A 23,586-nucleotide genomic window follows, 5' to 3' on the forward strand; every position below is an offset into this window, starting at 1 on the left:
AATTCCCGTTTCAGGGTACTCCGTTTTAATATATGCTTTCTTGTCCTCAACGTTGATAGGAACTATGATGATCTTTCATTACTTTGAAGCCTATCATGTTATTTGTCCAATCAACGCAATACGGCTCCAAATATACTTATAGAGACGTCAAATGTATTTTTGCAAGAAAAAAGATAGGCGACATTTTGCCGCGATGGCACATTTGGGGGAGAGGGGGTGAGCATTCGATGCTAGTCCAAAAAACAAAGCGTCATTGCTTTAAAAAAAAGAAAAAAGCCCCCAAAAAGCATTGCACTCCTAAGAAAAAATGCTGCAAAAAAGTACAGCCGCACTGCCACCACCGGTGTAAACGTAAGAAGCCGCCTTGCCCTTGCGACTGCACGGTTACTGTTCGCAAAATTAAGAGACCGGTCACAGTTATTGCAGATAAGCTTGATATACGGGATTTGAATGCCCAAAAGGACAGCGTGCAAATTTTCGGAACGGATAGCACACAGATTATTCCTGTTCTTACGGACCATGAAGGACGGATTATCGTAAGTCCCAATTCTTCAAATATTGTGTTCGAAGAAGAAGCATTCCTGAACCTGCAGGTGTCCGACCAGTTTACGGATCTTCCGCTCCAGGACACGACGACTAAGACAGTCATGTCGTATGCCGTCATCAATCGCGGAACGTCTCCTGCTATAGTTCGAACAGAAATAAGTCCGAATTCTTCGGACTTTTCGTTGGACCAGCAAGATGTAGTGCAGCCGAACTCTGTGCGGGTTTTCGTACCCAATCGGTTTTTAAAATGGACTAGACTATCCATTTCAACCGAAAAGGGAACCGTTCCTACTCAGGTAGATGTTTACTTTCAATCCCAAACTATAGGAAGCTAATCTATTATTGAGAGGTGATTTTATGCCGAACTATACTGTGTTTCAAAGCGATCCGGATAATCTACGAACGTTAATTTTCGGTAATGACAGTACAGGTAATCCACACTCCATAGCAACGGATACCAACGGAAATCTGACTCCCATCATACTGGACGGTACGCTCTCCAGCGTGCTCGGCGCTACCATCACTTCCGGTACTTTGACCTCCGCTGGGACGATTTCCAACATTCTGAACGGTACGATTACCAGCGTGCTCGGTGCTACTATCACCGCCGGTACTCTGACCTCCGCAGGGACCATCACCGACATTCTGAACGGTACGATTACCAGCGTGCTCGGCGCTACCATCACCGCCGGTACTTTGACTTCCGCAGGGACCATCACCGACATTTTGAATGGTACGATCACCAGTGTTCTTGGTGCCACGATCACTGCCGGTACTCTGACCTCCGCAGGGACCATCACCGACATTCTGAACGGTACGATTACCAGCGTGCTTGGTGCCACGATCACTGCCGGTACTTTGACTTCTGCCGGGACCATTACCAATATTCTTAACGGCACAATTACCAGCGTGCTCGGCGCTACTATTACTGCCGGTACTCTGACCTCCGCCGGGACCATCACCGACATTCTGAATGGTACGATCACCAGTGTTCTTGGTGCCACGATCACTGCCGGTACTCTGACCTCCGCAGGGACCATCACCGACATTCTGAACGGTACGATCACCAGTGTACTTGGCGCTACCATCACTGCCGGTACTTTGACTTCCGCTGGGACGATTACCAACATTCTAAACGGCACGATCACCAGCGTACTTGGAGCTACCATCACTGCCGGCACTTTGACCTCCGCTGGGACCATTACCAACATTCTGAACGGCACGATCACCAGCGTGCTCGGCGCTACCATCACTGCTGGTACTTTGACCTCCGCTGGGACGATTACCAATATTCTGAACGGTACGATTACCAGTTTGCTTGGGGCCACCGTAACCGCAGGTACATTGAGCAGCGTGACGTCGATATCCCAAAAGAGCTTCATCGAACAATCAACCCTTGGCATCACGACAGGCAATACCTATACCCCTTTACCAGCTATTACCACAGGAGTACTGGGCGTCTATTCTTTCTTCATTTTCAACAGTGGTGCGAATGCTATTAACACACGGGTGGAAATTAGTGCGGATGGAACAAATTATTTCGTAGATACGACAGGGGATAACCCCGTAGCTGCAGGCGCAACGGATGTGGTTGTAGCAGCAAGGTTCCTGAAGTATACCCGACTATCCTATCAATCGGCGGTCCCAGGCAGCCCTTCCACCATCAACGTCTATTTCAATGCCCAAGGAACATAACCTGTCGGCCAAAAATATACTGTGTTATCCCCAAAGAGTACATGGGCATCCATGTGCTCTTTTTTCAGGAGGCCGAAGGATGATGGATACTAGGTTGATCGGAGTCCATATCATTATCAAAAATGAAGCAGAGCTTCTTCCCGATTGTCTGGAGAGCGTCAAAGACGCAGATGAACTGATAATAGTAGATACCGGGTCCGTTGACGGGTCCGACGAAATAGCTAAAGCTTATGGAGCCAAAGTCATTTATACAGAATGGACGCATTCTTTTGCAGCATCCAGAAATGAAGCTCTCCTGCATGCCACAACTGATTGGATTATTTATATCGATGCAGATGAACGACTCGTTGGAGGGATAGAGGCTGTCAGAACACTCCTTCAAGATACGAAGAACACCGAAGCCTTTACGGTGCTGATCGAGAATGTACTGGGTGCAACCCTTGAGGATAGGCTGTTTCATAGAGCAGTGCGAATATTCCAAAACAGGAAAGGCTTCGCCTTTCATGGAGCAATCCACGAAGATATTGGGCCCTCAATCATCGATAAGTGCGGAATAGCGTCTATTCAGGACGCTCCCCTGCATCTTCTTCATCTCGGGTATTTGCCCCAGCAAATGAGCAGCAAGAACAAAGTGGCAAGAAACGAAGCTATATTGAAAAAGGGCTTAGCCGAACAGCCTAGCCATCCATTTTATTTATACCATATGGGGATTACTTGCTGTCAGAGCGGTCGGCTGGAGGAGGCCGTCGAATATATGAGCAAAGCTCTCGTTCATGCTGCTAATTCGGCGTCGTTCCGGCCAACGCTGGTTCGCGATTTAGTTAAGATAAGGATCGAACGTCAGGAAGCCATCCCGTCAGAAATGCTCCTACGCCAAGAGATCCGAACGTATCCAGACTATGCGGATCTGCATTTTTGGTTAGGTCAAACTTTGGAAATGCAAGGTCAGCTCGATGCTTCGCTAGAATCATTCCACAATGCTACAACGTTCCAGAATGACCGATATGTGACAGAAGCAGGGATAAGCGGCTACCGCTCCTTCTACAAAATCGGAGAAATTGCAGCCCGATTAGGCCGATATGAGGCTGCAGCCAAATCGTTTTACCAAGCAATCCAAGAGCATCGCACTTACCATCCCGCACTACTAGGTATAGCCGAGGCCTTTCGGCAGTTGAACGTGGCCGACCCGGAAATATCCTCCTTATTGCAGACGCTTGTTCAACCTCAAGCCTCTTCACAATACTCCACTATAGCCGACGTCTTATACCAAATCGGGGCATTTCAAGAGCTGATAGCCTCCATACCGTCCCATATGCTTGAGGATAAAGCGATACGAATGCAATATGCTATGGCTCTTATTCAATCCGGCCTGTATGCGGAGGCTGAGTCCTTGTTAACCAAGGACGCCTTCTCATCCGATGAGGATCAGGAACAGGCAGCGCAGCTTCTTTATATTTGCCAACGGCAGCTTCATGGTCACCTGCAGGAGACGGCTCTAAGGGACATACCCGAGCGACTGTGCGAATCGCTCCATCAGCTCGATCGGTATCTTCAGCTAGGGGGACTGAGCGACAACGACGAGGACACGCAGCACTTATCCAAACTAGCCTGCAGTCTGATCCGTCAAGCCGTTTACCTTCAATGCTTGCAGACAGCCGAGCTGTTGACTGCGTGGTCCGACGACTGCGAGCTAGTGTACGCTAAGGAGCTTTACCGGCTAGGATGTACGGACCAGGCAGCCGAGCTGTTCATCGCCATGCTGCATGAGCAGCGATTGGATGAGGAGGGAACGTTCATGATCGGCGAAATCTTGTTCGATAAAGGGCATTACTTTCAAGCAGCCGAGCTATTCGAAGGGGCGCTCGCCACGCAGCCGGACGATCCGAAAGCGAGAACCGCTGCTTCTCTTTGTTATCTGCAGCTTGCTGGCGATAATTTGCGACAAGCCGCTGCTAAATCGCAAGACCGCCAGCTGTTTGCCGACGATTTGGCCAAAATCGACGGGAGTATCTTGCTGCTGAATCGAACAGGATGGCATACCGAATGGACAGGATACCGAAGGAGGGTTCGAAATGAAGCAACCCGTCATCTCCTTGTGCATGATAGTAAAGAATGAGGCCTCCTCCCTTCCTCGCTGTCTAAGGAGTGTTCGAGGAGTAGCAGATGAAATCATTATTATCGACACCGGTTCGACCGACGACACCGTTGCTATCGCCAGAAGCTTTGGCGCCAAAGTGACTTCCTTCCCCTGGAGTGGAAACTTCTCTGCAGCCCGGAACGCCGGCCTCTGTAAGGCAAGAGGCACCTGGATTTTATTTCTCGATGCCGACGAGGAATTGGCCTCTGAGGACAAGGCGCAATTGAAGATCTGCGCAGGGCATCTAGAATTCGAGGCATTTTTCCTCCAAGTTCACAACCATTCCGGCGAAACTGACAGCTCTCCTGTAGCGACGGTGAACCCCATCGTACGTATGTTTCGACACCGTCCGGAATATCGCTTTCAAGGTGCCATACACGAGCAGATTGCCCTATCCATTCTGGAACGGAAACCCCATGCCGCGTTTCATATCACCACGGTCAAGGTACATCATTACGGCTATGCTGGGTCTGTTGTCGCAAGCAAAGACAAAATACGCCGCAACCTGAAGCTGCTTGAGCAGGCTTTAAGCGAAAATCCCGACGACCCGTTTCACCACTATAACGTTGCAGTCGAATACATGCGCATGCGCGATTGGCGCTCTGCCTTAATCCATCTTCGTCAATCGCTCGCCTTAAGCGACTTGGGAGCGAGCTATCGCCATTTGATATACAAATACGAGAGCCGCTGCTGTCTGGAGCTTGGAGAATATGAGGAAGCTATTGGCACTTGCGAGCAGGGAATAGCGCAATATCCCGACTATACGGATTTATACCATACGAAAGGGACTGTACTGTATGCCGTATGCAGGAAGCAGGAGGCCAAGGACGTGCTGCTGCTAGCTATGCAGAAAGGGGCTCCCCCTGTGCAGTACCATACCGATTCGGGATCCGGAACGTATTTAACCGCCTTCGCTTTGGGGCAAATTTGTGAGGAGCTTGAAGAAGACCAGGACGCGATTCACTGGTATGAGGAAGCACTTCACCACAATAGGGCCTGGACGACTCCTTTATTAAGACTGATCCGTATCCTAAGACTGACTCAACGGGAAAATGAACTTACGACGCTGCTATCTGGGACGTTGCTCCCAAAATCGCCTGAAGCCATCACCGTTGTAGTTAAAGCTTTGCTGGATGAGAACTGTGTCCAAACCGCAAATACATTGCTGGCTTCCATGAGCCAAGCGGAGGACAAAGCGTTCAGAGCCTACGATTCTCTGCATGCGAGCCTAACATCCACCGGTATCGACGAAACCTCTACGAGGATCCTAAATGCCTATTGTGATGAAAGAACGGGAGAAGCTTTAGGGCTGCTGCGGAGCTGGTCTTCCACATCCTTAGCTGATGAAGAATCTGCTTACAAGGCATACCGGAAAAGCAGGACGCTGCTGGCCTTGGCCGACATCCATTTGAACCGTCTCTCTCAGTTCCTTCCACGCTGTGTCATCTATCGGCAGGTCAGACGCAACCTTCCACTCCCCAAGATCGAAATGGAGGAGGCCTGAATATTCCTATGCTGGATCTATCCCTGTGCATGATCGTCAAAAATGAAGTGCAGCATCTGGAAAGATGTCTGACTTCCATTCGCGATCTCGTTTGCGAAATTATTATAGGCGATACCGGCTCCGACGACGGTAGTATGGACATCGCCCGGAGATTTGGAGCCCGGATCGTTCCGGTCGCTTGGGAGGATAACTTTGCCCAAGCCCGCAATACCGTTCTGGCACAAGCCACCAGCTCATGGATTCTCGTTCTTGACGCCGACGAGGAAGCAGTGGGCTGGAGCTGCTCAGCTATGCTCCCCTTGCTGTCTAACAGCGAAGTCTTCGGCTATTACATTCAGATGGTAAGCTATGTAGGTGATCCAGCCAGCCGTGAATTTGTCACGGATAGCGTCTGCCGTTTGTTTCGCAACGATCCGCGCATTCGCTTCCGAGGCAGAATTCATGAAGAAGCGGCCCAAAGCATTCAAGAGCTGCCAGGGTCGCCGATCGCCTTTTCCAGCCTAACTCTTGCTCACTATGGGTATTTGCAATCGGAAATCAAGCGTAAAGACAAGCACCTCCGCAATCTGTCCATCCTGGAGGAGGCTTTAGCAGAAGCTCCCGAGGATGTTTTGCTTCGTTATGCGCTCGGCACGGAGTATTTTCAAGCCGAGCAATATGCGGAAGCCGCCGCACTTCTACTCCCGTTACTAAATGAGATAAGCCCAAGCAACGGCTATGGGTCGGATCTGTACATCAAAGCAGCCTGCTCCCTCTACTTGCTCGGTCAAAACGAGCAAGCGTGCCAAATCATCGATGCAGGCCTAGCCCATTATGCCGATTTCAGTGACCTCTACGACCTCAAGGCAAGCATTCTTATGAAGCAGGGCAAGGCTACAGAGGCATTAGAATTATTAAACACGGCGCTTAGCTGCGGCGATGTGTCCGCAGCTTATACGACAACCTCCGGCTGCGGAACCTACCGGACGCATTGCTCTGCTGCACGTGTTTGCGAGAGGCTGCTCCGGTTCCAAGAAGCGCTGCGGCACTATGAATCGGCCCTGTCGTGTCGGCCCGATTATCTCCCCGCATGGACGGAGCTGGTTCCGTTCCTATTGCTGGACAATCGGCCCATCCGCCTGATCGGGCTGCTGCTGCGTTACCCTCAAGCACTGAACTCAGAGCTTCTGACTATCCTTATCCCTTCTGCCTTGAATGCACGATCGACAGAAATCGTTCAATATGTATTATTGAAATCTCCTTACAATAGCACGGTGATTCCTCCTCTGCTCGACGTCATGCGCCTCTTCCAAGAGGATAAGGATGAAGTCGCATGCTCTAAGCTCTACGACATGCTTCGTTCAACTCCCGGCGACCCGATGCTTGTCCGATACTTATGGGCTGCTGCATGGAAAAGACAGGATGCGTCCCAAGCACGGCACGTGGCAGAACAAATCTGCAGCCATGATTCCCTCTATCTCGTTCAACTCATCATGGAAGGCTGTGAGCCAGCCGACTCTTCATTCTCCGACTGGCAGTCCATCCTCCAAATCCTCGTTCAGGTCGGAGCCTGGGAGTCCGTGCTTCGGCTGTATCGGCATGCCAACGGCCGCATGGAGCTCGGAACCATTCCGCCATCCCTCTTGTGCGGCTTGCTGAAGGCTCCGTCAGGCATAAAAAAAGAATGGTGCCGCCTCTACGAAAATGACTTCTCCAAAGCACACCAGAGCCGCTTCCCGAATACGGCGGAGAAGTTCATTTTCACGCTTCTGGCTCAATCGTGCGGCACCTTTCTCGACTTACCTGCATCACATAGCAGCTCACCAACCAGCCCTGCTGCTCATATAGGAGAAGCTAGCTTGCAGTTGGCTAAAGCTTCCTATTACGGCAGCCTTGCGATAGAATGGTCTGACTTTCGAATCTATTTCCGAAGCTTCTCTTTTCGCTGAAAGTCATCAAGAGATGAATTCGCTTAGAATCTCACTCCACTTCGCTCTCCAAATCGACTTATCGAAAGCTAACGCCGTTGCACGTGCGTTAGTACCGAGTCTTTCACGAAGCCCCTTATTCTCGATTAAGACGCTGACCGCCGTAAATATCCGTTCTTCAGTTGGCGTCACGAGCATTCCATTAAACCCGTCGATAATTAGATCGTTGAGTCCCCCTACATTCCCGCTAACGACTGGCAGGCCGCAGCTCAACGCTTCCAGACAGGAATAAGACGTTCCTTCCGAGAAAATTGTCGGGATAACAGCTATATCGGCCTGTCGGTAAGCTTCTGCCATCTGATGGAAGGTATAGGCTTGATGGCGAATTCTTCCCTTGTGAGGGTGACTATCCAGCCATAACAGAAACGCCATCGTCATGAGATTGCCGTCTATCACCTCGCCGGCAAATTCAATAGTAACGTGCGGATAGGCTTCAAGCAGCCTGTCCGCGGCAAGCATCATAGGTACGATCCCTCGTTCAATGCTGATTCTTCTTGGATATAAGATGTGTAAGGAGTCGGGATTTTCCTTTATGTGACCAGCTGGAACATATTCCTTAGTGTCAACGGCATTGGGAAGAAGAACGATCTGTTCAGGGTCGGTGAAGGAACAGACTGCCCGACAATAGGTTAAAAAATGAGAATCGACGGTAATAATCCGGTTCAAATGCCGGAGAGCATTCTGGATGTACTGTGCTATGCCGGCCTTATGTTCCGGAGGGAACATCGGACTATCCCAATTAATGCCATGGCAGATGCCTAGGCTCCCGGGTTTATAGATAATCGGCTGCCATATAAAACTGGCATAAATCAGCTTGCCTTCCGCCTTAGAGCCCATCCGGTTAAACACGTCGACGAGACCCTCTTTACTGGAATCGTAGCCAATAATCCGAATGCCCTCCACCTCTTGGTGAAACGATCCGATCCCCGATAATTGGTGAACTACAGGCTGGCAGCCCAGCTCCCGGATAAGGAACGAGAGGTCATAAAGATACCTTTCCAGACCACCGCCATATATTTTGTCCGTTTTTCCATTATAGGCATCCGCAAAGCTATGCGTAAGAATACCGATTTCTCGTGTCATGTATCCTCCTCCTCCTTCCAAGCTACCAAATTCGGATTCGGGTCCAATATCGAATGGTACTGCTCCAGATCTCCCCACTTTCCAAGCGGATCTCGCTCCATGTAACGCAAGTATTTGCGCTTCAGCTCCTCGTCAGAGACGGCCCATCCATAATGCTTGACTCTAAGCTCCGTTAAAAAACCGGGCAGCGCCGCATACGTAAGGGGCAGCCGCGGCACATGATGATCCATTTTGGGAAAGAAGTAGTGATATTCCGGAATATATCGAACAAGTGTCCGCGTATGCCGCCGATGAATTTGCCAATGCATATCGTCACGATAATGTGTCGTCCCACCCCAGAAGTCAAAGAAACGAAACCCTACCCAATCATATTGATCATGATCGATGATCGTCCGCATCCACATTTTCGCCGTCTCTTCATAAAACTCATCTGCATCAACCGCCAGCAGCCAATCCGGCTTCATCGAACAAGCCGCATTCCACAATAACGAGCGAAGCTCCCATTCCTTGTGAAATTTGGACTGTCCAAGTTCAATAAGTCTGGTCACTTTAGGAAACGCCTTACACAGCTTCACCGTATCATCCGTGCTAGCATCATCGACGATAACAATATCGTCCACAAACTGACTCAGCTCTTGAAGCACTGCTTCCAAGTGGCGGTCCGCTTCATTTCGCACCTGCATAATCGCCATTAACCGGTTACCCGTCGTTTTGCGAATCGGCTCGTGAATCATCGTACAATCCCCCCAATACACTACGCGTCGCTTGATCCCATTGCTCCACTTCGGCAATGCTGTTTAACGCCCTCCAGTCGCTTACCGCGCCGCGAAGAAAGGATTGTACAGCCTTATGGCGTCCGCCACGGATAAGCTGGATAGTGCCACGAAGCATATCGGCTAAATGCCGTTCATCTGCCGGAACTCCAATTCGATCGAGCAGACGCAGGGCCTCTTCCCATCGGAACGCAAGAAGATAGTCGGACAAGATGAAATGGTCGGCATCCGAATCTCCTGAAGCTTGTTGCAGCGTACGAATTGCGGAATGGAAATCATCATTAAGACGAAAGATTTCGGCTTGAATGAAATCCAGCTTGCCTTTATCCAGCAGCTCGTATAACGTTTGTACGCTGCGCTTTTCCTCCTCGTTAAACGCCGTAATAGCGTAGATACGAATCGCGTGGTCCAGATTTCCGGCTTGTGCCTCGATTGCTGAAAAAAACCGGAAATGGCTGCGTAGACAATCCGGATGATCCTTTAACATCATTTGTTCGAACGATACAGCCAAAAAATGCTTGGCGGACGGCTGTTCCAATAAATAGAGGTACGAAGCGAGCAAGTAGCATACCGTTTCGTGCTCTCCCCACTGCTTGTGCAATTTCCTGTAATAAGTGGCTCGTGATTCCCACTGCAGATGCTTCCAAGGTACAGTCGGTTCGTCACGGTTAAGAGCCCGTACGGCTTCCTCCCACACTTTCGTCTCCTGTGCCTCATTAGGCAAATACAGTACATTCTCGTGGCGGAAGCACTGCTCCAAATAGACTTTCTCGGAGTTGCTTCCAATTAATTGAGCTTGCGCTGCCAGCAGCGCATTGAACTTCGTATGAAAGCCGGAGCTTTCCTCTTCTTGATTTCGCTCCAATAAAGCAATCATTTTATGTGGAAGAATGCGATGGACATAAGGCAGCATAAATGGGGATGTAACTAGGGCCACATACTCATTCTTTTCAAGGTAAGAGAGGTCTTCAAGCGGGATTGGCTCTATTGCGTATTGCTCCTGCTCCTCCTTGCTGATAGCGCCGACAAAGAACGTACGTTCACAGTCAGGCAAGCGCTCGATGTAAGGCTTAAACGGGAATGATGCCCAGTCCTTATGGCTGTAAATGACGTATTTCAGGCCAATTCCCCCTCTTTGTAAAATCCACTCTCTCCATCATATTGAGCAGCAGGGCATTTTGCTTGGGTAAGTCACCTATTGTGGGTGTAACGGCTTTTTAAGAAAATCTACGGATAGCTAAAATAACCCCACAAAGTGGCCACTTTGTGGGGCCTTGCCTTCGAAGCTGGTTCAGGTACTTTGCGGGGTGCCCCGAAATTTATAAATTCTAAAATGTTAAAAAGAGCCGAAATCCCGCCATGGCAGGTTTCCGACTCTTTAATCCTTCACTCTACTTTAATTATTATCATCCTTTACGTTCCACGATCGAACGGGCAATCCATACACCGGCCGCACCCGCTTGAGCCAATCCCCTTGTTACACCGGCACCATCGCCTCCGCAGTACAAGCCTGCAATTTCACTCTCTAAATGCAGGTTCAGCTTCGGTCTGGCCGAATAAAATTTAGCCTCTACACCGTAAAACAACGTATGCTCTGAGGCAATCCCAGGGGTTACCTTATCCAATGCTTCGACCATTTCGATCAAGCTCTTCATCGTGTTGTAAGGCAGCACCAGTCCCAAATCTCCAGGCACAGCTTCTTTGAGCGTCGGCTCAAGAAATCCTTCCTTAATACGCCCTTCTGTAGAGCGACGTCCGCGAATGATGTCTCCGTACTTCTGAACAATGACGCCTCCACTGGACAGATCGTTAGCCCGTTTGCATATTTCTCTCGCATACTCGTTAGGCTTATCGAACGGTTCCGTGAATCGGTGTGACACTAGCAGAGCAAAGTTCGTATTGGTAGACCCGAGCGCAGGGTCCTTGTAAGCGTGACCGTTAGCAGCCATCACACCGCTGTGATTCTCAACAACAACATGCCCCGACGGATTGCTGCAAAAGGTACGGACGCGAGTTCCTACCGAGGTGTTATATATAAATTTGCCTTCATACAAATGCTCATTAATCTCACGCATGACGACATCGGACGTTTCCACTCGAACCCCAACATCAACCTGGTTGTTGAACATTTTAATCCGGCGTTTTTTCAAAATGTCGGTCAGCCAAGCAGATCCGTCTCTTCCTGGTACGATAACAACGTAATCCGCCTCGATTTCTTCGCCATTCTTTAACGCCACCCCAACGGCTCGATAGGCTCCGTTATCCTTCACCGTCAAGATATCAGCCACTTCGGTCTTATACATCATGTCGATATGCTGCTTCAAGTATTGGTTGATCGATTGCAGGATTTGCAAGTTTTTCTCCGTACCCAAATGGCGCACCTGCGCACGAAGCAGCTTCAAGCCCGCCGCATAGCCACGCTGCTCGATAGAACGAACAACCTCTGTCATCGGATCGGTAATCGTATCAGGAGCACCATGCTCTAGATTGATTCCATCCACATATTTGATCAGATCCAGCACCTGCGAAGGAGGCAAATATTCCGTGAGCCATCCGCCGAACTCCGTAGTAATGTTAAACTTGCCGTCACTATAGGCTCCTGCTCCACCAAAACCGGCGGTGATGGAACAGGCAGGAAGACAACCAGCAAACTCCTTTTTGCCTGCCGCAGGCGGGCACAGCTTTATTTTCTCTTCCAATATCGGACAGCGCCGGCTGTCGATATCGTGTCCTTTATCAATTAATAACACTTTCAAATGGGATGCTTTCAACAACAATTCATACGCGGCAAAAATCCCCGCCGGTCCGGCTCCAACAATAATGACGTCGTAACGTTTGCTCATCTTCTTTGTCCCTCCAAAGTTTAAGAAAAATTATGCCAGCCTTTGCGGGCATACCTAATCCCCCAAAAAAGTGAAGCATGCCATCTGACCAACCTCTATTCTCTTGGGGAAACATCCGCTATCCTTGTGGGATCCATTTGCTCAGCTGCGCATAAAAAAATCCCGACCCTCGAATGGATGCGGAAAACCCGCCCACTCGTAGTCAGGAATTATCGGTTCCTTGTAGAGACCCTCGACCCGTATTGCCGAAGATATACGAACAGTTACTCAACCTATGTCATATTCTATTGCCACTACGAATGGTAAAGTAAATCACTACATATGTCAAGGGGATATAGCTTATTTATTCGTATTTAGTGCTTAAGTCCAGTTAATAAATTTAATATATCATTTTATATAGAGAAAAATCCGAACATTAATTATTTTTACAAATAAAGAAATAGTATATGTTTGTATTTATTTTTCCAGTAAAAAGGGAATAGCGACTTACTTCACGAATATTTTATGACGTATCTCATGTGGTACAGGAGTGAGCTAAGCTATGATTCAATGTTTTGGTGAAGGGAGGTTTCCTCGATGGTTATTTCGGTCATTCTTATGCTGTTAGGTGTGCTAATGATAAGCAAGCCTTCTATTGTTTGGATAATAACCGAGAGTTGGAAATCCAATGATGCGACGGAACCTTCAGACTTGTACATTGTATCCACTCGTTTTGGAGGGATCATGCTTTCTCTGGCTGGCATTGCGGGAATCATTGCTTTGAACTTGTGAACATAAACAGGAACAGGAGCAAACAACTATGGACGACGATTTAATCCATCTTCTTGAGGAGCATCAGATCAACTACGAAATCATTGACCACAACGAACCAATTCGATCCGCTCAAGAAGGAGCTGCGTTTTTTGGAATTGAGATCGGGCAAACAGCACCGACATTGATACTGAAGTCCGGAACGACAATGTATGCTTTTATTATGTCTGGGGACTATGGGAAGATTGATTTTGACGTAATCAAGCAACTATTGCAATGTGAGGAACTAAAACTTGCCAAGCCCCTAGAGGTAGAAGAAGCTACCGGATACTCGGTAGGAAGCGTCCCTTTAATAGGCCATGGCTTGCCCACTATCATTGACAGACGCCTTCATCGTTATCCTTATGTCTACGGAGGTACCGGAGCAGTTACAAGCACTTTAAAAATAGGACCCCAAGATATAGAAAAATTGAACCATATTATAGCCTATGATCGCTGAATAGACTGAATGAGCTATAAGAAGGAGCACCTATGGAAACTACAGGTACACTAAGAATCGAACCGATTTCCGAACAGAATCAAGACCAAGTTAAGCAATTCGTGCTTGATGGCTTAGCGGAGCATTTTGGGTTCCTGGATACCTCTCTAAATCCTGATCTTCATAACATCATCGACCATTATACGAATCAAGGGCATGTCTTTTTAGTAGGATGTGTCGAAAATGAAGCCGTATGCTGCGGAGCATTGATCCCCTATGATGATCATACAGGAAGAATCGTACGCATGTCGGTTAAGAAGACTTATCGAAGGCACGGCTATGCAAGCCGAATTATAAAAGCATTAGAAGAGGAAGCCACGCGTCAGGGCTACTCCGGCATTATGCTCAAAACATTAGCTCATTGGGCGGATGCGGTCGGCTTTTATCAGTCCAAGGGGTACGAACAGAACCGGTTCGAAGGCGACAGTGTCGTGATGACCAAAGCATTATAACCAACCAAGTCTTGTTAAGGTGGATGAACTCGTTGATACGTTTACGAAAAGCTGTACCGGCCGATCTGGATTATTTGGTCCGAACCGATCTAATGGATGAAGCCGCCATCCTTCCTGAGGTGGAAATGACCTCTGAGGAAAAGACTCAGCATCGTGAGAAAATAGCCAAATTCGTCTCCGACCCTAGTCGCGGAGCCTGGATCTTTGAAGAGGAAGCTTCAAAGAGGCAAATTGCGGCTATTGTATATTCCATAGCCAATCGGGATCAAGAGTATCCCTGGAAAACCATATACCACGAGCTGGAGCGAAGTTTGTTTCAAGAAGACGGGCGGTTCATAGAGATTTTTAACCTGTGGGTAGAGCCTGAGTATAGACGGCTGGGATTGGCCACCAAGCTGAAGCAGCAGCTCGAAGAGGAAGCACGTGAACGGGGGATTGATCTTATCTATACTCACACACAGTATGATCATGTCATCGAGCTTAATAAAAAGCTTGGCTATACGGAAGTGCGACGCGGGCCCATTTGGGACTCTGTTATACGTGTAAGTTTGGTCAAGTCCCTATAGTACAGCATCTGGATGGGCGGCTGCGTACCATTCAATAGCAAAGGGCCTCCTCCAGTAGTCATCTACCGTTGGAATGGCCCCTTGATCTTGCATAGTACGGTGAGAACTAATCCTTCACCTTCTCAAGAGTCTCTTCCTTCTCCCAGCTGCTGAAATGATCCTCCCATATGATGTGATAAAAGCCCTGCTCTGCCTCCATAATAACGCCACGGGTTCCATCCAGCTTAAACACAACCCGATCTCCAACCTCAAACATAAGGATCACCCCAGTCTAAAAACGATTCCGTGACCACCTTTCGGGTATTCCCATTTAATATTTTGATGAGGACAGCCGATACGGCAGCTGCCGCACTCATGACAGCCCTCATAGCCCACATGCATCCGGATATCCTCCCATTTGTACACTTCCGCCGGGCAAAAGATCGTGCAAATTTTATCTGGACATTTTGTTAGACAGGTATCCGCATCCAAGACGGTAAGATGAGATTTGGTATCCGCGTTAAAGCGCAGAAGATACTGCTTTTCTTCGATGGACTGGCCTTTCGCTTGATCGCTCATTACTTTATCACCTTCCATGCCCGGTACATATCCCGCGCTATTTTCAGCTTTTGCTTGACCGTGCCGATGTCACGCCATATTTTCTTTTGCTTCTCCCGCTTCGAGGTGCCGTCGACCGTGAACATTTGGCTCGCCGCACGGTTCATCATCGGGATGTACTGGTCGAAATATTGCGGAAATTTATCAAAATGATGCGTCGAATCCTTATATTTTTTCAAATCCTCACCAACGAAGCTCTCCATCAACCGCTGCCGATAATGATCCAGCATAGCTTCGGAGAAATTGCCCGCTTGTTTGGCCATCACAATCGTCTCTGCCGCCAAGCGCCCGGATGTCATCGCCATGTTAGAGCCTTCCCGATGAATGGCATTCACAAGCTGTGCCGCATCACCCACGACAAGAACCCCATTACCGACCACCTTCGGCATCGAATAATAGCCGCCCTCCGGGATGAGATGGGCCAAATACTCCTGCGATTCGCCTCCTTGCAGGTAAGGACGTATCATCGGATGCTGCTTGACGTATTCTAGCAGTTCATATGGTTTTATTTTATGCTTGATGAGCCCGGACAGTAGTGTGCCAACGCCTATGCTGAGCGTATCTTTATTCGTATACAGGAAGCCCGTACCCAAAATCCCCTTCGTTGCGTCGCCAAACAGCTCGATCGTGCAGCCTTGACCTTCCTCCAGGTTGAAACGGTCCTCAATGATTTTGCGATCCAGTTTAATGATCTCCATTGTCGCCAGCGCCACTTCATCTGGTTTAAATTCCTTGTGAAATCCAAGTGACTTGGCGAGCAGCGAATTGACGCCATCTGCCAGCACAACGACATCCGCGTACAAATCTCCGTCCGGACGGTCCGTGCGAACGCCTACGACTCGCCCATCCTCCATGATGCACTCCAACGCTACCGTCTCATTGATGAGCAAAGCTCCTTGCTCGACTGCCTTTTGGGCGAACCATTGGTCGAATTTGGCCCTCAGTACGGTAAAATTGTTGTAAGGCTCGCGTCCCCACTCCATCCCTTTGTACCCGAAAGTGACGGCGGATTCCTTATCCAGCATCATAAAGCGCTGTTCTACGATAGGGCGCTCGAGAGGCGCTTCTTTATAAAATTCAGGGATGACGTCCTCCATCATCTTGCGGTATAGGACGCCCCCCATTACGTTCTTGGAGCCGGGATATTCACCTCGCTCCAGCAGCAGCACATCAACCCCTGCCTTGGCCAGCTCATATGCGCAGGCAATTCCCGCAGGCCCGGCCCCGACGACGATACATTCAAACTTTTCGGACATAGCCGTCTTCCTTTCTGCCCAGTGCCTTTGTGAACTGCTCGATCAAGAGCGGAACGATCTCGAACGCGTCGCCTACAATGCCGTAATGGCATGACTGGAATATTGCAGCGGACGGATCTTTATTGATGGCAATGATTAAGCCGGAGTTCTGCATCCCAACAATATGCTGAATGGCTCCTGATATCCCTATGGCAAAATATATTTTGGGCGTCACGGTGACACCTGTCTGCCCTACCTGATGATGATGCTCAATCCATCCCGCCTCAACGACATCCCTGCTGGCGCCAACAGCAGCTCCTAGCGTCTCGGCGAGCTGATGAATGAGCTGGAAGCCGCTCGGACTGCCTAGCCCTTTGCCACCTGCCACGATGATGTCAGCTTCGTCGATACGTACCTTGTGGGTCGTCTCCCGGACAATCTCTAATACCTTGGTGCGCACATCCTCTTCCTTGAGGGCAATCGCTTCCTCTATCAGCTTGCCGGTACGACCGGCTTCTCTAGGCAACGCTTTCATGACTTTCGGACGGACTGTTGCCATCTGAGGACGGTACTTCTTACACAAAATCGTCGCCATAATATTGCCGCCAAACGCTGGGCGGCTGGCGAGCAGCAAGCCGGTATCCTCCTCCACATCCAGAATGGTTGTGTCCGCCGTCAGCCCTGTAGGCAAGTCGGTTGCGACCGCACTCGCGAGATCTTTGCCCGTGGAAGTAGCACCGTACAAAATAATCTCAGGCTTATACTTTTGCGTACAATCGAGCAAGGCCTTCATAAACGTCTCCGTACGGTAATGCTTGAAAATAGGCGCATCATATACGTACATCGTATCGGCCCCGTATTCAAAAGCCGTTGCGGTCAGCTGCGTCACGTTATCCCCGATTAGGATCCCCGCCAGTTCTGTTCCCCGCTTATCGGCCAGACGTCTGCCTGCTCCCAGAAGCTCCAGCGAAACCGGAGCAATCGCGCCATCCTTCTCCTCTATGAACACCCACACGCCGCGGTAATCTTCAAAACTCACGACGCTCCACCCCCAGCCTGGAACAATTCTTTGCGCTCCAGCAAAATGCCGAGCAGTCGTTCTACCTGTTCGTTCGAAGTTCCCTGCAAAATGTCGCCTCCCTGCGGCTTCTGCGGTGCCCATACCGAGGAGACGATAGTCGGCGAGCCTTTCAAGCCCAATTGGGTACGGTCGACCTCCTCCAAGTCGTTGACGGACCATATATGAGGCTGATAACGCGCCGCCTTAATAACGTTGGGGAGGGGCGAATAGGGCACCTCATTGATATCCTTTTCTACCGACAACAGGCAGGGCAGCGTCGATTGGATCACCTCGTAACCGTCCTCCAGCTTGCGGTGAATGATAATGTGGCCCTGCTCCTTGCTGACCTCCACCACTTTGTTCACTGAGGTAAGGGGCGGGATGTCCAGTCTTCGGGCAATGCCCGGCCCTACCTGTCCGGTATCCCCGTCAATCGTCATCTTGCCGCAGATAACCAGGTCGATCGGCTGAGTTTTGGCAATTTTCTCCAACGCTTTGGTGAGCGAGTAGCTCGTTGCCAGCGTATCCGCTCCAGCGAACGCTCGGTCCGTAATCAGGTACCCCTCGTCCGCTCCGATTTCAATGCAGCGTTTGATGGCCTTCACCGCAGGGGGAGGGCCCATCGTGAGAACGGAAACCGTGCCTCCGTACCGTTGCTTGAGGCGGACCGCCTCTTCAACCGCGTGCGCATCATACGGATTCAAAATCGCCGGGGCACTGGCCCGATCCATCGTGTTCGTCTTCGGGTTCATCTTGATGATCTTCGTATCCGGTACCTGTTTGATACAGGCGACAATATGAAGCATGTTCGCAGCACCTCTTTACTATGATCCGTTATTGTCTGAATACTTTAGTATATAAGGCAGCTCCGGATAACATGCCTAGTTTGACCCTCAGGACGGAAAAAGGCACCCCAAACTGGGGTGCCTCGTAATATTATAAAAGATAATTGCAGATTGTATTGATTATACCCAACCGCGAGCTTCCATAGCTTTGGAGATACGCTCCAAGGAGATCATGTAAGCTGCTGTACGAAGGTCGGTTTGGTAGCGAGTCGCCAAAGTTTGTACGGCACGGTAAGCATCGGTCATAGCTGTTTTCAGCTTGCCGTTAACTTCCTCTTCGCTCCAGTAGTAGTTCATCAGGTTTTGTACCCATTCGAAGTAAGAAACCGTTACACCGCCAGCGTTAGCCAGGATGTCAGGAATAACCTTTACGCCTTTTTCGAACAAAATAACGTCCGCTTCCGGTGTAGTAGGTCCGTTAGCTGCTTCTGCTACAATGCTTGCTTTAATTTGAGCTGCATTATGGGAAGTAATTACGTTCTCCAATGCTGCAGGCACCAAAATATCTACATCCAGCTCAAGCAGTTGGCTTGCAGGAATGATGTGGGAGTCACCATACTCCAAGATGTTAGAGTGATCTTTCAGACGCTCCACTTTCGCCAGATCCAAGCCTTCTGCATCGTAAATCGCACCACGGGAATCGCTGACAGCTACAATGTTGCAGCCAAGCTCAGCCAACAAACGAGCGGCGATTCTGCCTGCGTTGCCAAAGCCTTGAATCGCAACCGTAGCGCCTTCCGTATCTTTGCCCATATCGTGCAAAGCATCTTGAATCGCGAATACGCAGCCGCGTGCCGTAGCTTCGTTTCTTCCTTTGGAGCCGCCAATAATAAGCGGTTTACCTGTAATAACACCAGGAGAGTTATGACCTCTCAGACGGCTGTAGGTATCCATCATCCATCCCATAATTTGAGGTGTTGTGTATACGTCTGGTGCTGGAATGTCTTTTTCCGGACCTACGATCTCATGAATAGCTTCCATGAAAGCACGGCTGACGCGCTCCAGCTCCCCTTTGCTCATTTCGCGAGGATCGCAAATAACGCCGCCCTTACCTCCACCGTATGGCAAGCCAACAACGCCGCATTTGAAACTCATCCACATGGACAATGCTTTAACTTCATCCAAAGTTACGTCCGGGTGAAAACGGATGCCGCCTTTAGTTGGACCCACTGCATCATTGTGCTGGGAGCGGTAGCCTTCGAACACTTTTACTTTGCCGTTATCCATTTTTACTGGGAATGTGACGGATAGAACTCGTTTCGGCTGTTTCAAAATTTCTACTACTTCCTCAGGCAGTTGCAGCAAAGAAGCAGCCTTTTCAATTTGGCTTTGGGCGATCTTAAACGGATTAAGATTTTCTTCAGTTACTGTAGTCTCGAGCATTGATCAATGTACCTCCTGGAATGTTAATTTAGGTTCCTTTTTTTCCTAACTAACATAAGTTTATATTTTTTTTGTTAATTTGACAATTGATGCGAGCATATTTCCTTAATTCTTATTTATTTTGTCACTTTTAGTAACACGAGCTTGTCGCTTGATATTCCTGAGTTTGTGCTACAATAAAGGGGTAAAGCGGTACCTGAAAAAAATTTTTTGGAGGAACCTGTGAAAAGACTGTCGATGCGTCTTCATTTGACGATTACGTTTGCCATAGTAGCCCTGATTCCCATCCTAGTCCTCGGCACCATTCAGGTGCAGCAAATCAAAAACATTACGAGCGATTATAATAAAACGCAGATGCAGACCACGTACCGGCTAGCGGATGCCGTACAGACGTATACGTACTACCATCGCAACGCTGTCGAGACGCTGGCGGCGACCATCAGCGCATCCAGTCCGCCCTTTCGGACCCGTGAGAGCATGACGCTCAAGCTGCAGTCCGTCAAAACGAACTTGCCCAGCTTCTCAAGTCTTTTTGTCGTAAATCGCGACGGTGTGGTGAGCGCGTTGTATCCTGATCCGGGGGCTGGGCAGCAGCAAACCTTGTTTGGAACGAGTGTAAAAGAGCGCGAGTATTTCAACCAGGTCAAATCCAAAGAAACAACTGTCATCACTCCGTTGTTTCGCGGGCCTGAAGGTGCGAACAAACCTGCCATGGCGATAGCAGCTCCTGTCTACAACGATCAAAGACAATGGGATGGATTGATCGTAGGGGTGTTGGATATGAAAGCGGTGGCACAATTAGTCACTAAATATGACTATGGTACCGATGCCTATCCCGTCGTATTGGATGCTCAAGGAAGGGCCATTTATCACCCTAACGGGGAAATCACAGATTCATTAACCGATTTATCCGGTGAGCCCGCGGTGCAGGATGCAAAGTCTCAGACCCAAGGACAAGGGAAATACCGCTCAGGCATAAATCGCCAGGAAGAGCTTGTAAGCTATACGACGATCCCTGATTTGGGCTGGACCGTGATGGTAGATAGATCCTATAAATCCGTAAACGCCGCGTTCAACGATTCGCTCTGGACAACGTTTCTGCTGCTCATCCTCACTCTGCTGTTAACCGTCATAGTAGGAACCTTACTAGCTAAACGGCTGAACAATACAATACATGCCCTGGTAGGATACACACAGCGGCTGGCGGATGGAATCAATGTATCACCCGACCGCTCTATTGCCTCCGGCAGTGTCCCTTATGAGCTTCACATGCTGGCAGATCATTTCTTTCGAATGGCTGAGCAAATCAAAGAAAACCAGAGGGCTCTCATCGAGCTGAACGCCGATTTGGAACGTCGCGTCTCCGAGCGGACTCACAGCCTGCTGCGCAAAAATCAGGAGCTGGAGATCGTCAATACGCTGCTCACTCCGATCTCTACACGCAGGACTGCGAGCGACATGATCGAGGACAGTATGGTACATCTTCGCGGTCTGATCCATCAAGAAGTCCGGCTTCACCTATTCCCGCACACTGGATCATCCACGCTCGGCCGCTTCAAAGGCTGGGATAACGGAACGGTTAAACCTTCCGATACCGGAAGCTCCGACCACAATGTGACTGTTATCCCGATTCAAGCGGGAAGTCTCGCTCTTGGCGAATTTCGGGTCCAGAGCGGCAGCGAAGCTGTTTTGAGTGATAATGATCGCAAATTTTTGCATACGTTTGCCGGGACCGTTGCCATCCTTGTGCAAAATGACATGCTGCTTGGCAGCATACGTCACGAGCATGCGACATTGAATGCAGTTCTGGAGAGCATGTCGGATGCGATCGTCCTAATCGACACAAGCCAACGGGTTGTCTATTTCAACCGCCGCATGACGGAAATGTTCGGGCTGAAGTCACAAGCACTGCTCGCAATGTCCGAGGAGGACTTGTTCAAGTCGATCACGGCCTTGCTGCCGGAACGTGATGAGGAATGGAATTCGTTTACCGGCAAAGAGCGGCTGCATGCCAAATTCAAAGCCGTGGGAGCCAGCGGTAAGGAGCGCATCATCTCGGTTTCCGCTTTTCAAGTACTGGGTGATGAGCATAGCTTCGGGCGAGGCTATGTGTGGCGCGATATTACGAAGGAGCATGAGGTTGACGCTCTCAAAAATGACCTGATCTCTCTCGCCTCGCATGAATTCAAAACGCCTATCACCAGCATTCGGGGCGGTGTTGAAACACTGCTAAGGCCAGACGCATCCTGGGACGAAGAGTTTAAGCAGGAGCTGTTGGAGGGGATACGCGAGGATATCGGACGCATTCAGAATTTGATTGACGAGTGGCTCGACATCTCCAAGATCGAAGCTGGCGCTCTGCGGGTCAATCTGCAGCCAGTACGCGTTCAATCCATCGTACAAAGTGCTATCCAACGTTTGCCCCAACACGCAGAAGCAGAACACGCCCGATTTGAGGTAGAGCTCGATAACGAATTGCCGCTGCTCCGCGCAGATAGACTGCGAATGGAGCAGGTGCTGGTCAATCTGTTTACCAACGCGATCCGTTACAACCATCGCCAGCCTATCCTTCGCATCTCCGCACATTCTGATGACAGGTTGGTTCACATCCGAGTTCAAGATAACGGCATCGGCATGGAGCCGGAGCATTTGGACAACATCTTCGACCGGTTTTATCGGGTCGATGTATCGTCCAGCCGCCATACGGGCGGAACCGGTCTAGGACTCGCCATAAGCAAGGGCATCATGGATGCCCTTGATGGACAGATTCATGTAGAAAGCATACCGGGTATAGGAAGCACCTTTATTCTCTCCGTGCCCAAATACGAATGGAAGAATGGGGATGAGCATGAAGAAGCATAAAATTCTCATTGTGGACGACGAGCCCAAGATTATCCGGTTCATCGCCGCCAATTTAAAATCCCTAGGTCATGAGACTGCTGCCTGCTCAAGTGGGCCTCAGGCTTTGGAAACAATAGACAGCTTTGATCCGGATCTGCTTCTGCTAGACATTATGATGCCTGGAATGGATGGCTTTGAAGTCCTTGAAAGGCTGCGAAGCTTCTCTAACGTGCCCGTCATCATATTGACGGCCCGAAGCGATTCGACCGACAAAGTGCGAGGATTGAATCTCGGCGCCGATGATTATTTGACCAAGCCCTTTTCGTTGGACGAGCTATTCGCGCGGGTCAACGCGGTGCTTCGAAGGATCGACGGACGGGCCGCTGTACACGCGGCTGCCTCCAGTGAAATCCGCCTGGGCCCGGTTACGCTGAATTTGGCCCAAAGGCGAACATGGCTCGCGGACACAGAGATCAAGTTTACCGAAACGGAGTACAATTTGTTCGTTCTGCTGATTCAAAATGCGGGAAAGGTTATGACTCACGAGCAGCTGCTTAGCGACGTTTGGGGAAATGAGTACCGCGATGATGTGGAGTACTTAAGGGTAGCTATAGCCCGTATTCGCCAGAAGCTAAAGCAAGCTGATGAAAAGCTCGAGCTGATCGTCACTTACCCTGGTGTCGGGTATATGGCCAAAGCCGGCGAATAAAAGATAAGGCCCACTGCTCCGTTCATTGGCAGTGGGCCTTCTTTGTGCTCCTTAGCAGGAAT

Annotated in this window: 22 protein-coding genes and 1 riboswitch; of the genes, 11 read left to right on the forward strand and 11 right to left on the reverse strand. The window is 49.6% G+C overall.

The features are described 5' to 3' along the window. Nucleotides 1-227: 227 nt before the first annotated feature. Nucleotides 228-881, forward strand: a complete 654-nt coding sequence (locus QMA13_RS35335) for a DUF6385 domain-containing protein (RefSeq protein ID WP_282938420.1) — start codon at nucleotides 228-230, stop codon at nucleotides 879-881. A 42-nt stretch (nucleotides 882-923) separates the two neighbouring features. Here QMA13_RS35335 and QMA13_RS35340 read toward each other — a convergent pair whose 3' ends face one another. Then, nucleotides 924-1,388 carry a hypothetical protein gene (locus QMA13_RS35340; RefSeq protein ID WP_282938422.1) on the reverse strand — a complete coding sequence of 155 codons (465 nt, stop codon included), beginning with the start codon at nucleotides 1,386-1,388 and terminating at the stop codon, nucleotides 924-926. Here QMA13_RS35340 and QMA13_RS35345 point away from each other — a divergent pair. The 4 genes from QMA13_RS35345 to QMA13_RS35360 all read left to right on the forward strand — a co-directional run bounded on the left by QMA13_RS35345 (nucleotide 1,375) and on the right by QMA13_RS35360 (nucleotide 7,810). After that, nucleotides 1,375-2,241 carry a DUF6385 domain-containing protein gene (locus tag QMA13_RS35345; RefSeq protein WP_282938424.1) on the forward strand — a complete coding sequence of 289 codons (867 nt, stop codon included), beginning with the start codon at nucleotides 1,375-1,377 and terminating at the stop codon, nucleotides 2,239-2,241. The two genes, QMA13_RS35340 and QMA13_RS35345, sit on opposite strands and share 14 nt — an antisense overlap. Before the next feature lie 79 nt (nucleotides 2,242-2,320). Next, nucleotides 2,321-4,357: a glycosyltransferase gene (locus QMA13_RS35350; RefSeq protein WP_282938425.1), complete on the forward strand. Its 2,037-nt coding sequence runs from the start codon at nucleotides 2,321-2,323 to the stop codon at nucleotides 4,355-4,357. Then, nucleotides 4,314-5,882 (forward strand): glycosyltransferase, encoded by a 1,569-nt coding sequence (locus tag QMA13_RS35355; RefSeq protein WP_282938427.1) that lies wholly within the window; start codon nucleotides 4,314-4,316, stop codon nucleotides 5,880-5,882. The genes QMA13_RS35350 and QMA13_RS35355 overlap by 44 nt, the downstream gene beginning before the upstream one ends. Nucleotides 5,883-5,890: 8 nt before the next feature. After that, nucleotides 5,891-7,810, forward strand: a complete 1,920-nt coding sequence (locus tag QMA13_RS35360) for a glycosyltransferase family 2 protein (RefSeq protein WP_282938429.1) — start codon at nucleotides 5,891-5,893, stop codon at nucleotides 7,808-7,810. A 6-nt stretch (nucleotides 7,811-7,816) separates the two neighbouring features. Here QMA13_RS35360 and QMA13_RS35365 read toward each other — a convergent pair whose 3' ends face one another. The 4 genes from QMA13_RS35365 to QMA13_RS35380 all read right to left on the reverse strand — a co-directional run bounded on the left by QMA13_RS35365 (nucleotide 7,817) and on the right by QMA13_RS35380 (nucleotide 12,548). Continuing rightward, the gene (locus tag QMA13_RS35365) at nucleotides 7,817-8,932 is read right to left on the reverse strand and encodes a glycosyltransferase family 4 protein (protein WP_282938431.1); all 1,116 of its coding nucleotides are present in this window, start codon (nucleotides 8,930-8,932) and stop codon (nucleotides 7,817-7,819) included. Then, on the reverse strand, nucleotides 8,929-9,666 hold the full coding sequence (locus QMA13_RS35370) for a glycosyltransferase (protein WP_282938433.1): 738 nt from the start codon (nucleotides 9,664-9,666) through the stop codon (nucleotides 8,929-8,931). The genes QMA13_RS35365 and QMA13_RS35370 overlap by 4 nt, the downstream gene beginning before the upstream one ends. Further along, nucleotides 9,632-10,759, reverse strand: a complete 1,128-nt coding sequence (locus QMA13_RS35375; protein ID WP_282938435.1) for a hypothetical protein — start codon at nucleotides 10,757-10,759, stop codon at nucleotides 9,632-9,634. The genes QMA13_RS35370 and QMA13_RS35375 overlap by 35 nt, the downstream gene beginning before the upstream one ends. Before the next feature lie 352 nt (nucleotides 10,760-11,111). After that, nucleotides 11,112-12,548: an NAD(P)/FAD-dependent oxidoreductase gene (locus QMA13_RS35380; RefSeq protein WP_282938436.1), complete on the reverse strand. Its 1,437-nt coding sequence runs from the start codon at nucleotides 12,546-12,548 to the stop codon at nucleotides 11,112-11,114. 179 nt (nucleotides 12,549-12,727) lie between these two features. Continuing rightward, a riboswitch (purine riboswitch) is annotated at nucleotides 12,728-12,827 on the reverse strand. A gap of 297 nt (nucleotides 12,828-13,124) precedes the next feature. Here QMA13_RS35380 and QMA13_RS35385 point away from each other — a divergent pair. The 4 genes from QMA13_RS35385 to QMA13_RS35400 are packed head-to-tail and all read left to right on the forward strand — an operon-like array spanning nucleotide 13,125 to nucleotide 14,854. Then, the gene (locus tag QMA13_RS35385; RefSeq protein WP_282938437.1) at nucleotides 13,125-13,319 is read left to right on the forward strand and encodes a DUF6199 family natural product biosynthesis protein; all 195 of its coding nucleotides are present in this window, start codon (nucleotides 13,125-13,127) and stop codon (nucleotides 13,317-13,319) included. Nucleotides 13,320-13,347: 28 nt separating this feature from the next. Beyond that, on the forward strand, nucleotides 13,348-13,797 hold the full coding sequence (locus QMA13_RS35390) for an aminoacyl-tRNA deacylase (protein WP_282938438.1): 450 nt from the start codon (nucleotides 13,348-13,350) through the stop codon (nucleotides 13,795-13,797). A 32-nt stretch (nucleotides 13,798-13,829) separates the two neighbouring features. Continuing rightward, nucleotides 13,830-14,288, forward strand: a complete 459-nt coding sequence (locus tag QMA13_RS35395; RefSeq protein WP_282938440.1) for a GNAT family N-acetyltransferase — start codon at nucleotides 13,830-13,832, stop codon at nucleotides 14,286-14,288. Between the two features lie 32 nt (nucleotides 14,289-14,320). Next, nucleotides 14,321-14,854, forward strand: a complete 534-nt coding sequence (locus tag QMA13_RS35400) for a GNAT family N-acetyltransferase (RefSeq protein WP_282938442.1) — start codon at nucleotides 14,321-14,323, stop codon at nucleotides 14,852-14,854. Nucleotides 14,855-14,960: 106 nt separating this feature from the next. Here the strand turns inward: QMA13_RS35400 and QMA13_RS35405 are convergent, their stop codons facing one another. The 6 genes from QMA13_RS35405 to QMA13_RS35430 form a co-directional block, all read right to left on the reverse strand. Beyond that, entirely contained in the window at nucleotides 14,961-15,110 is a 150-nt protein-coding gene (locus QMA13_RS35405) for a hypothetical protein (protein ID WP_282938444.1), read from the reverse strand. A 5-nt stretch (nucleotides 15,111-15,115) separates the two neighbouring features. Next, nucleotides 15,116-15,412 carry a ferredoxin family protein gene (locus QMA13_RS35410; protein WP_442952377.1) on the reverse strand — a complete coding sequence of 99 codons (297 nt, stop codon included), beginning with the start codon at nucleotides 15,410-15,412 and terminating at the stop codon, nucleotides 15,116-15,118. Beyond that, entirely contained in the window at nucleotides 15,412-16,707 is a 1,296-nt protein-coding gene (locus tag QMA13_RS35415; protein WP_282938447.1) for an FAD-dependent oxidoreductase, read from the reverse strand. The genes QMA13_RS35410 and QMA13_RS35415 overlap by 1 nt, the downstream gene beginning before the upstream one ends. Further along, complete coding sequence (locus tag QMA13_RS35420) at nucleotides 16,691-17,725, reverse strand: electron transfer flavoprotein subunit alpha/FixB family protein (protein ID WP_282938449.1); 1,035 nt, start codon at nucleotides 17,723-17,725, stop codon at nucleotides 16,691-16,693. The genes QMA13_RS35415 and QMA13_RS35420 overlap by 17 nt, the downstream gene beginning before the upstream one ends. Then, nucleotides 17,722-18,552, reverse strand: a complete 831-nt coding sequence (locus tag QMA13_RS35425; RefSeq protein ID WP_282938451.1) for an electron transfer flavoprotein subunit beta/FixA family protein — start codon at nucleotides 18,550-18,552, stop codon at nucleotides 17,722-17,724. Before QMA13_RS35425 ends, QMA13_RS35420 begins: the two co-directional genes overlap by 4 nt. 159 nt (nucleotides 18,553-18,711) lie before the next feature. Then, nucleotides 18,712-19,974, reverse strand: a complete 1,263-nt coding sequence (locus tag QMA13_RS35430) for a Glu/Leu/Phe/Val family dehydrogenase (RefSeq protein ID WP_282938453.1) — start codon at nucleotides 19,972-19,974, stop codon at nucleotides 18,712-18,714. Between the two features lie 222 nt (nucleotides 19,975-20,196). Here QMA13_RS35430 and QMA13_RS35435 point away from each other — a divergent pair, with 222 nt between their 5' ends. Then, nucleotides 20,197-22,836 carry a sensor histidine kinase gene (locus QMA13_RS35435; RefSeq protein ID WP_282938455.1) on the forward strand — a complete coding sequence of 880 codons (2,640 nt, stop codon included), beginning with the start codon at nucleotides 20,197-20,199 and terminating at the stop codon, nucleotides 22,834-22,836. Continuing rightward, nucleotides 22,823-23,524 (forward strand): response regulator transcription factor, encoded by a 702-nt coding sequence (locus QMA13_RS35440; protein ID WP_282938456.1) that lies wholly within the window; start codon nucleotides 22,823-22,825, stop codon nucleotides 23,522-23,524. Before QMA13_RS35435 ends, QMA13_RS35440 begins: the two co-directional genes overlap by 14 nt. Nucleotides 23,525-23,586 lie beyond the last annotated feature (62 nt).

The organism is Paenibacillus sp. RC67, from assembly GCF_030020805.1.
In the GTDB taxonomy this organism is placed as follows: domain Bacteria; phylum Bacillota; class Bacilli; order Paenibacillales; family NBRC-103111; genus Paenibacillus_S.

Bases quoted from the DNA above. Each gene is read 5' to 3' on its own strand.
- QMA13_RS35335 (WP_282938420.1), top strand. From the start codon at position 228: ATGCTAGTCCAAAAAACAAAGCGTCATTGCTTTAAAAAAAAGAAAAAA.
- QMA13_RS35350 (WP_282938425.1), top strand. From the start codon at position 2,321: ATGATGGATACTAGGTTGATCGGAGTCCATATCATTATCAAAAATGAA.
- QMA13_RS35355 (WP_282938427.1), top strand. From the start codon at position 4,314: ATGAAGCAACCCGTCATCTCCTTGTGCATGATAGTAAAGAATGAGGCC.
- QMA13_RS35360 (WP_282938429.1), top strand. From the start codon at position 5,891: ATGCTGGATCTATCCCTGTGCATGATCGTCAAAAATGAAGTGCAGCAT.
- QMA13_RS35365 (WP_282938431.1), bottom strand. From the start codon at position 8,932: ATGACACGAGAAATCGGTATTCTTACGCATAGCTTTGCGGATGCCTAT.
- QMA13_RS35370 (WP_282938433.1), bottom strand. From the start codon at position 9,666: ATGATTCACGAGCCGATTCGCAAAACGACGGGTAACCGGTTAATGGCG.
- QMA13_RS35380 (WP_282938436.1), bottom strand. From the start codon at position 12,548: ATGAGCAAACGTTACGACGTCATTATTGTTGGAGCCGGACCGGCGGGG.
- QMA13_RS35385 (WP_282938437.1), top strand. From the start codon at position 13,125: ATGGTTATTTCGGTCATTCTTATGCTGTTAGGTGTGCTAATGATAAGC.
- QMA13_RS35390 (WP_282938438.1), top strand. From the start codon at position 13,348: ATGGACGACGATTTAATCCATCTTCTTGAGGAGCATCAGATCAACTAC.
- QMA13_RS35395 (WP_282938440.1), top strand. From the start codon at position 13,830: ATGGAAACTACAGGTACACTAAGAATCGAACCGATTTCCGAACAGAAT.
- QMA13_RS35405 (WP_282938444.1), bottom strand. From the start codon at position 15,110: ATGTTTGAGGTTGGAGATCGGGTTGTGTTTAAGCTGGATGGAACCCGT.
- QMA13_RS35410 (WP_442952377.1), bottom strand. From the start codon at position 15,412: ATGAGCGATCAAGCGAAAGGCCAGTCCATCGAAGAAAAGCAGTATCTT.
- QMA13_RS35415 (WP_282938447.1), bottom strand. From the start codon at position 16,707: ATGTCCGAAAAGTTTGAATGTATCGTCGTCGGGGCCGGGCCTGCGGGA.
- QMA13_RS35425 (WP_282938451.1), bottom strand. From the start codon at position 18,552: ATGCTTCATATTGTCGCCTGTATCAAACAGGTACCGGATACGAAGATC.
- QMA13_RS35430 (WP_282938453.1), bottom strand. From the start codon at position 19,974: ATGCTCGAGACTACAGTAACTGAAGAAAATCTTAATCCGTTTAAGATC.
- QMA13_RS35440 (WP_282938456.1), top strand. From the start codon at position 22,823: ATGAAGAAGCATAAAATTCTCATTGTGGACGACGAGCCCAAGATTATC.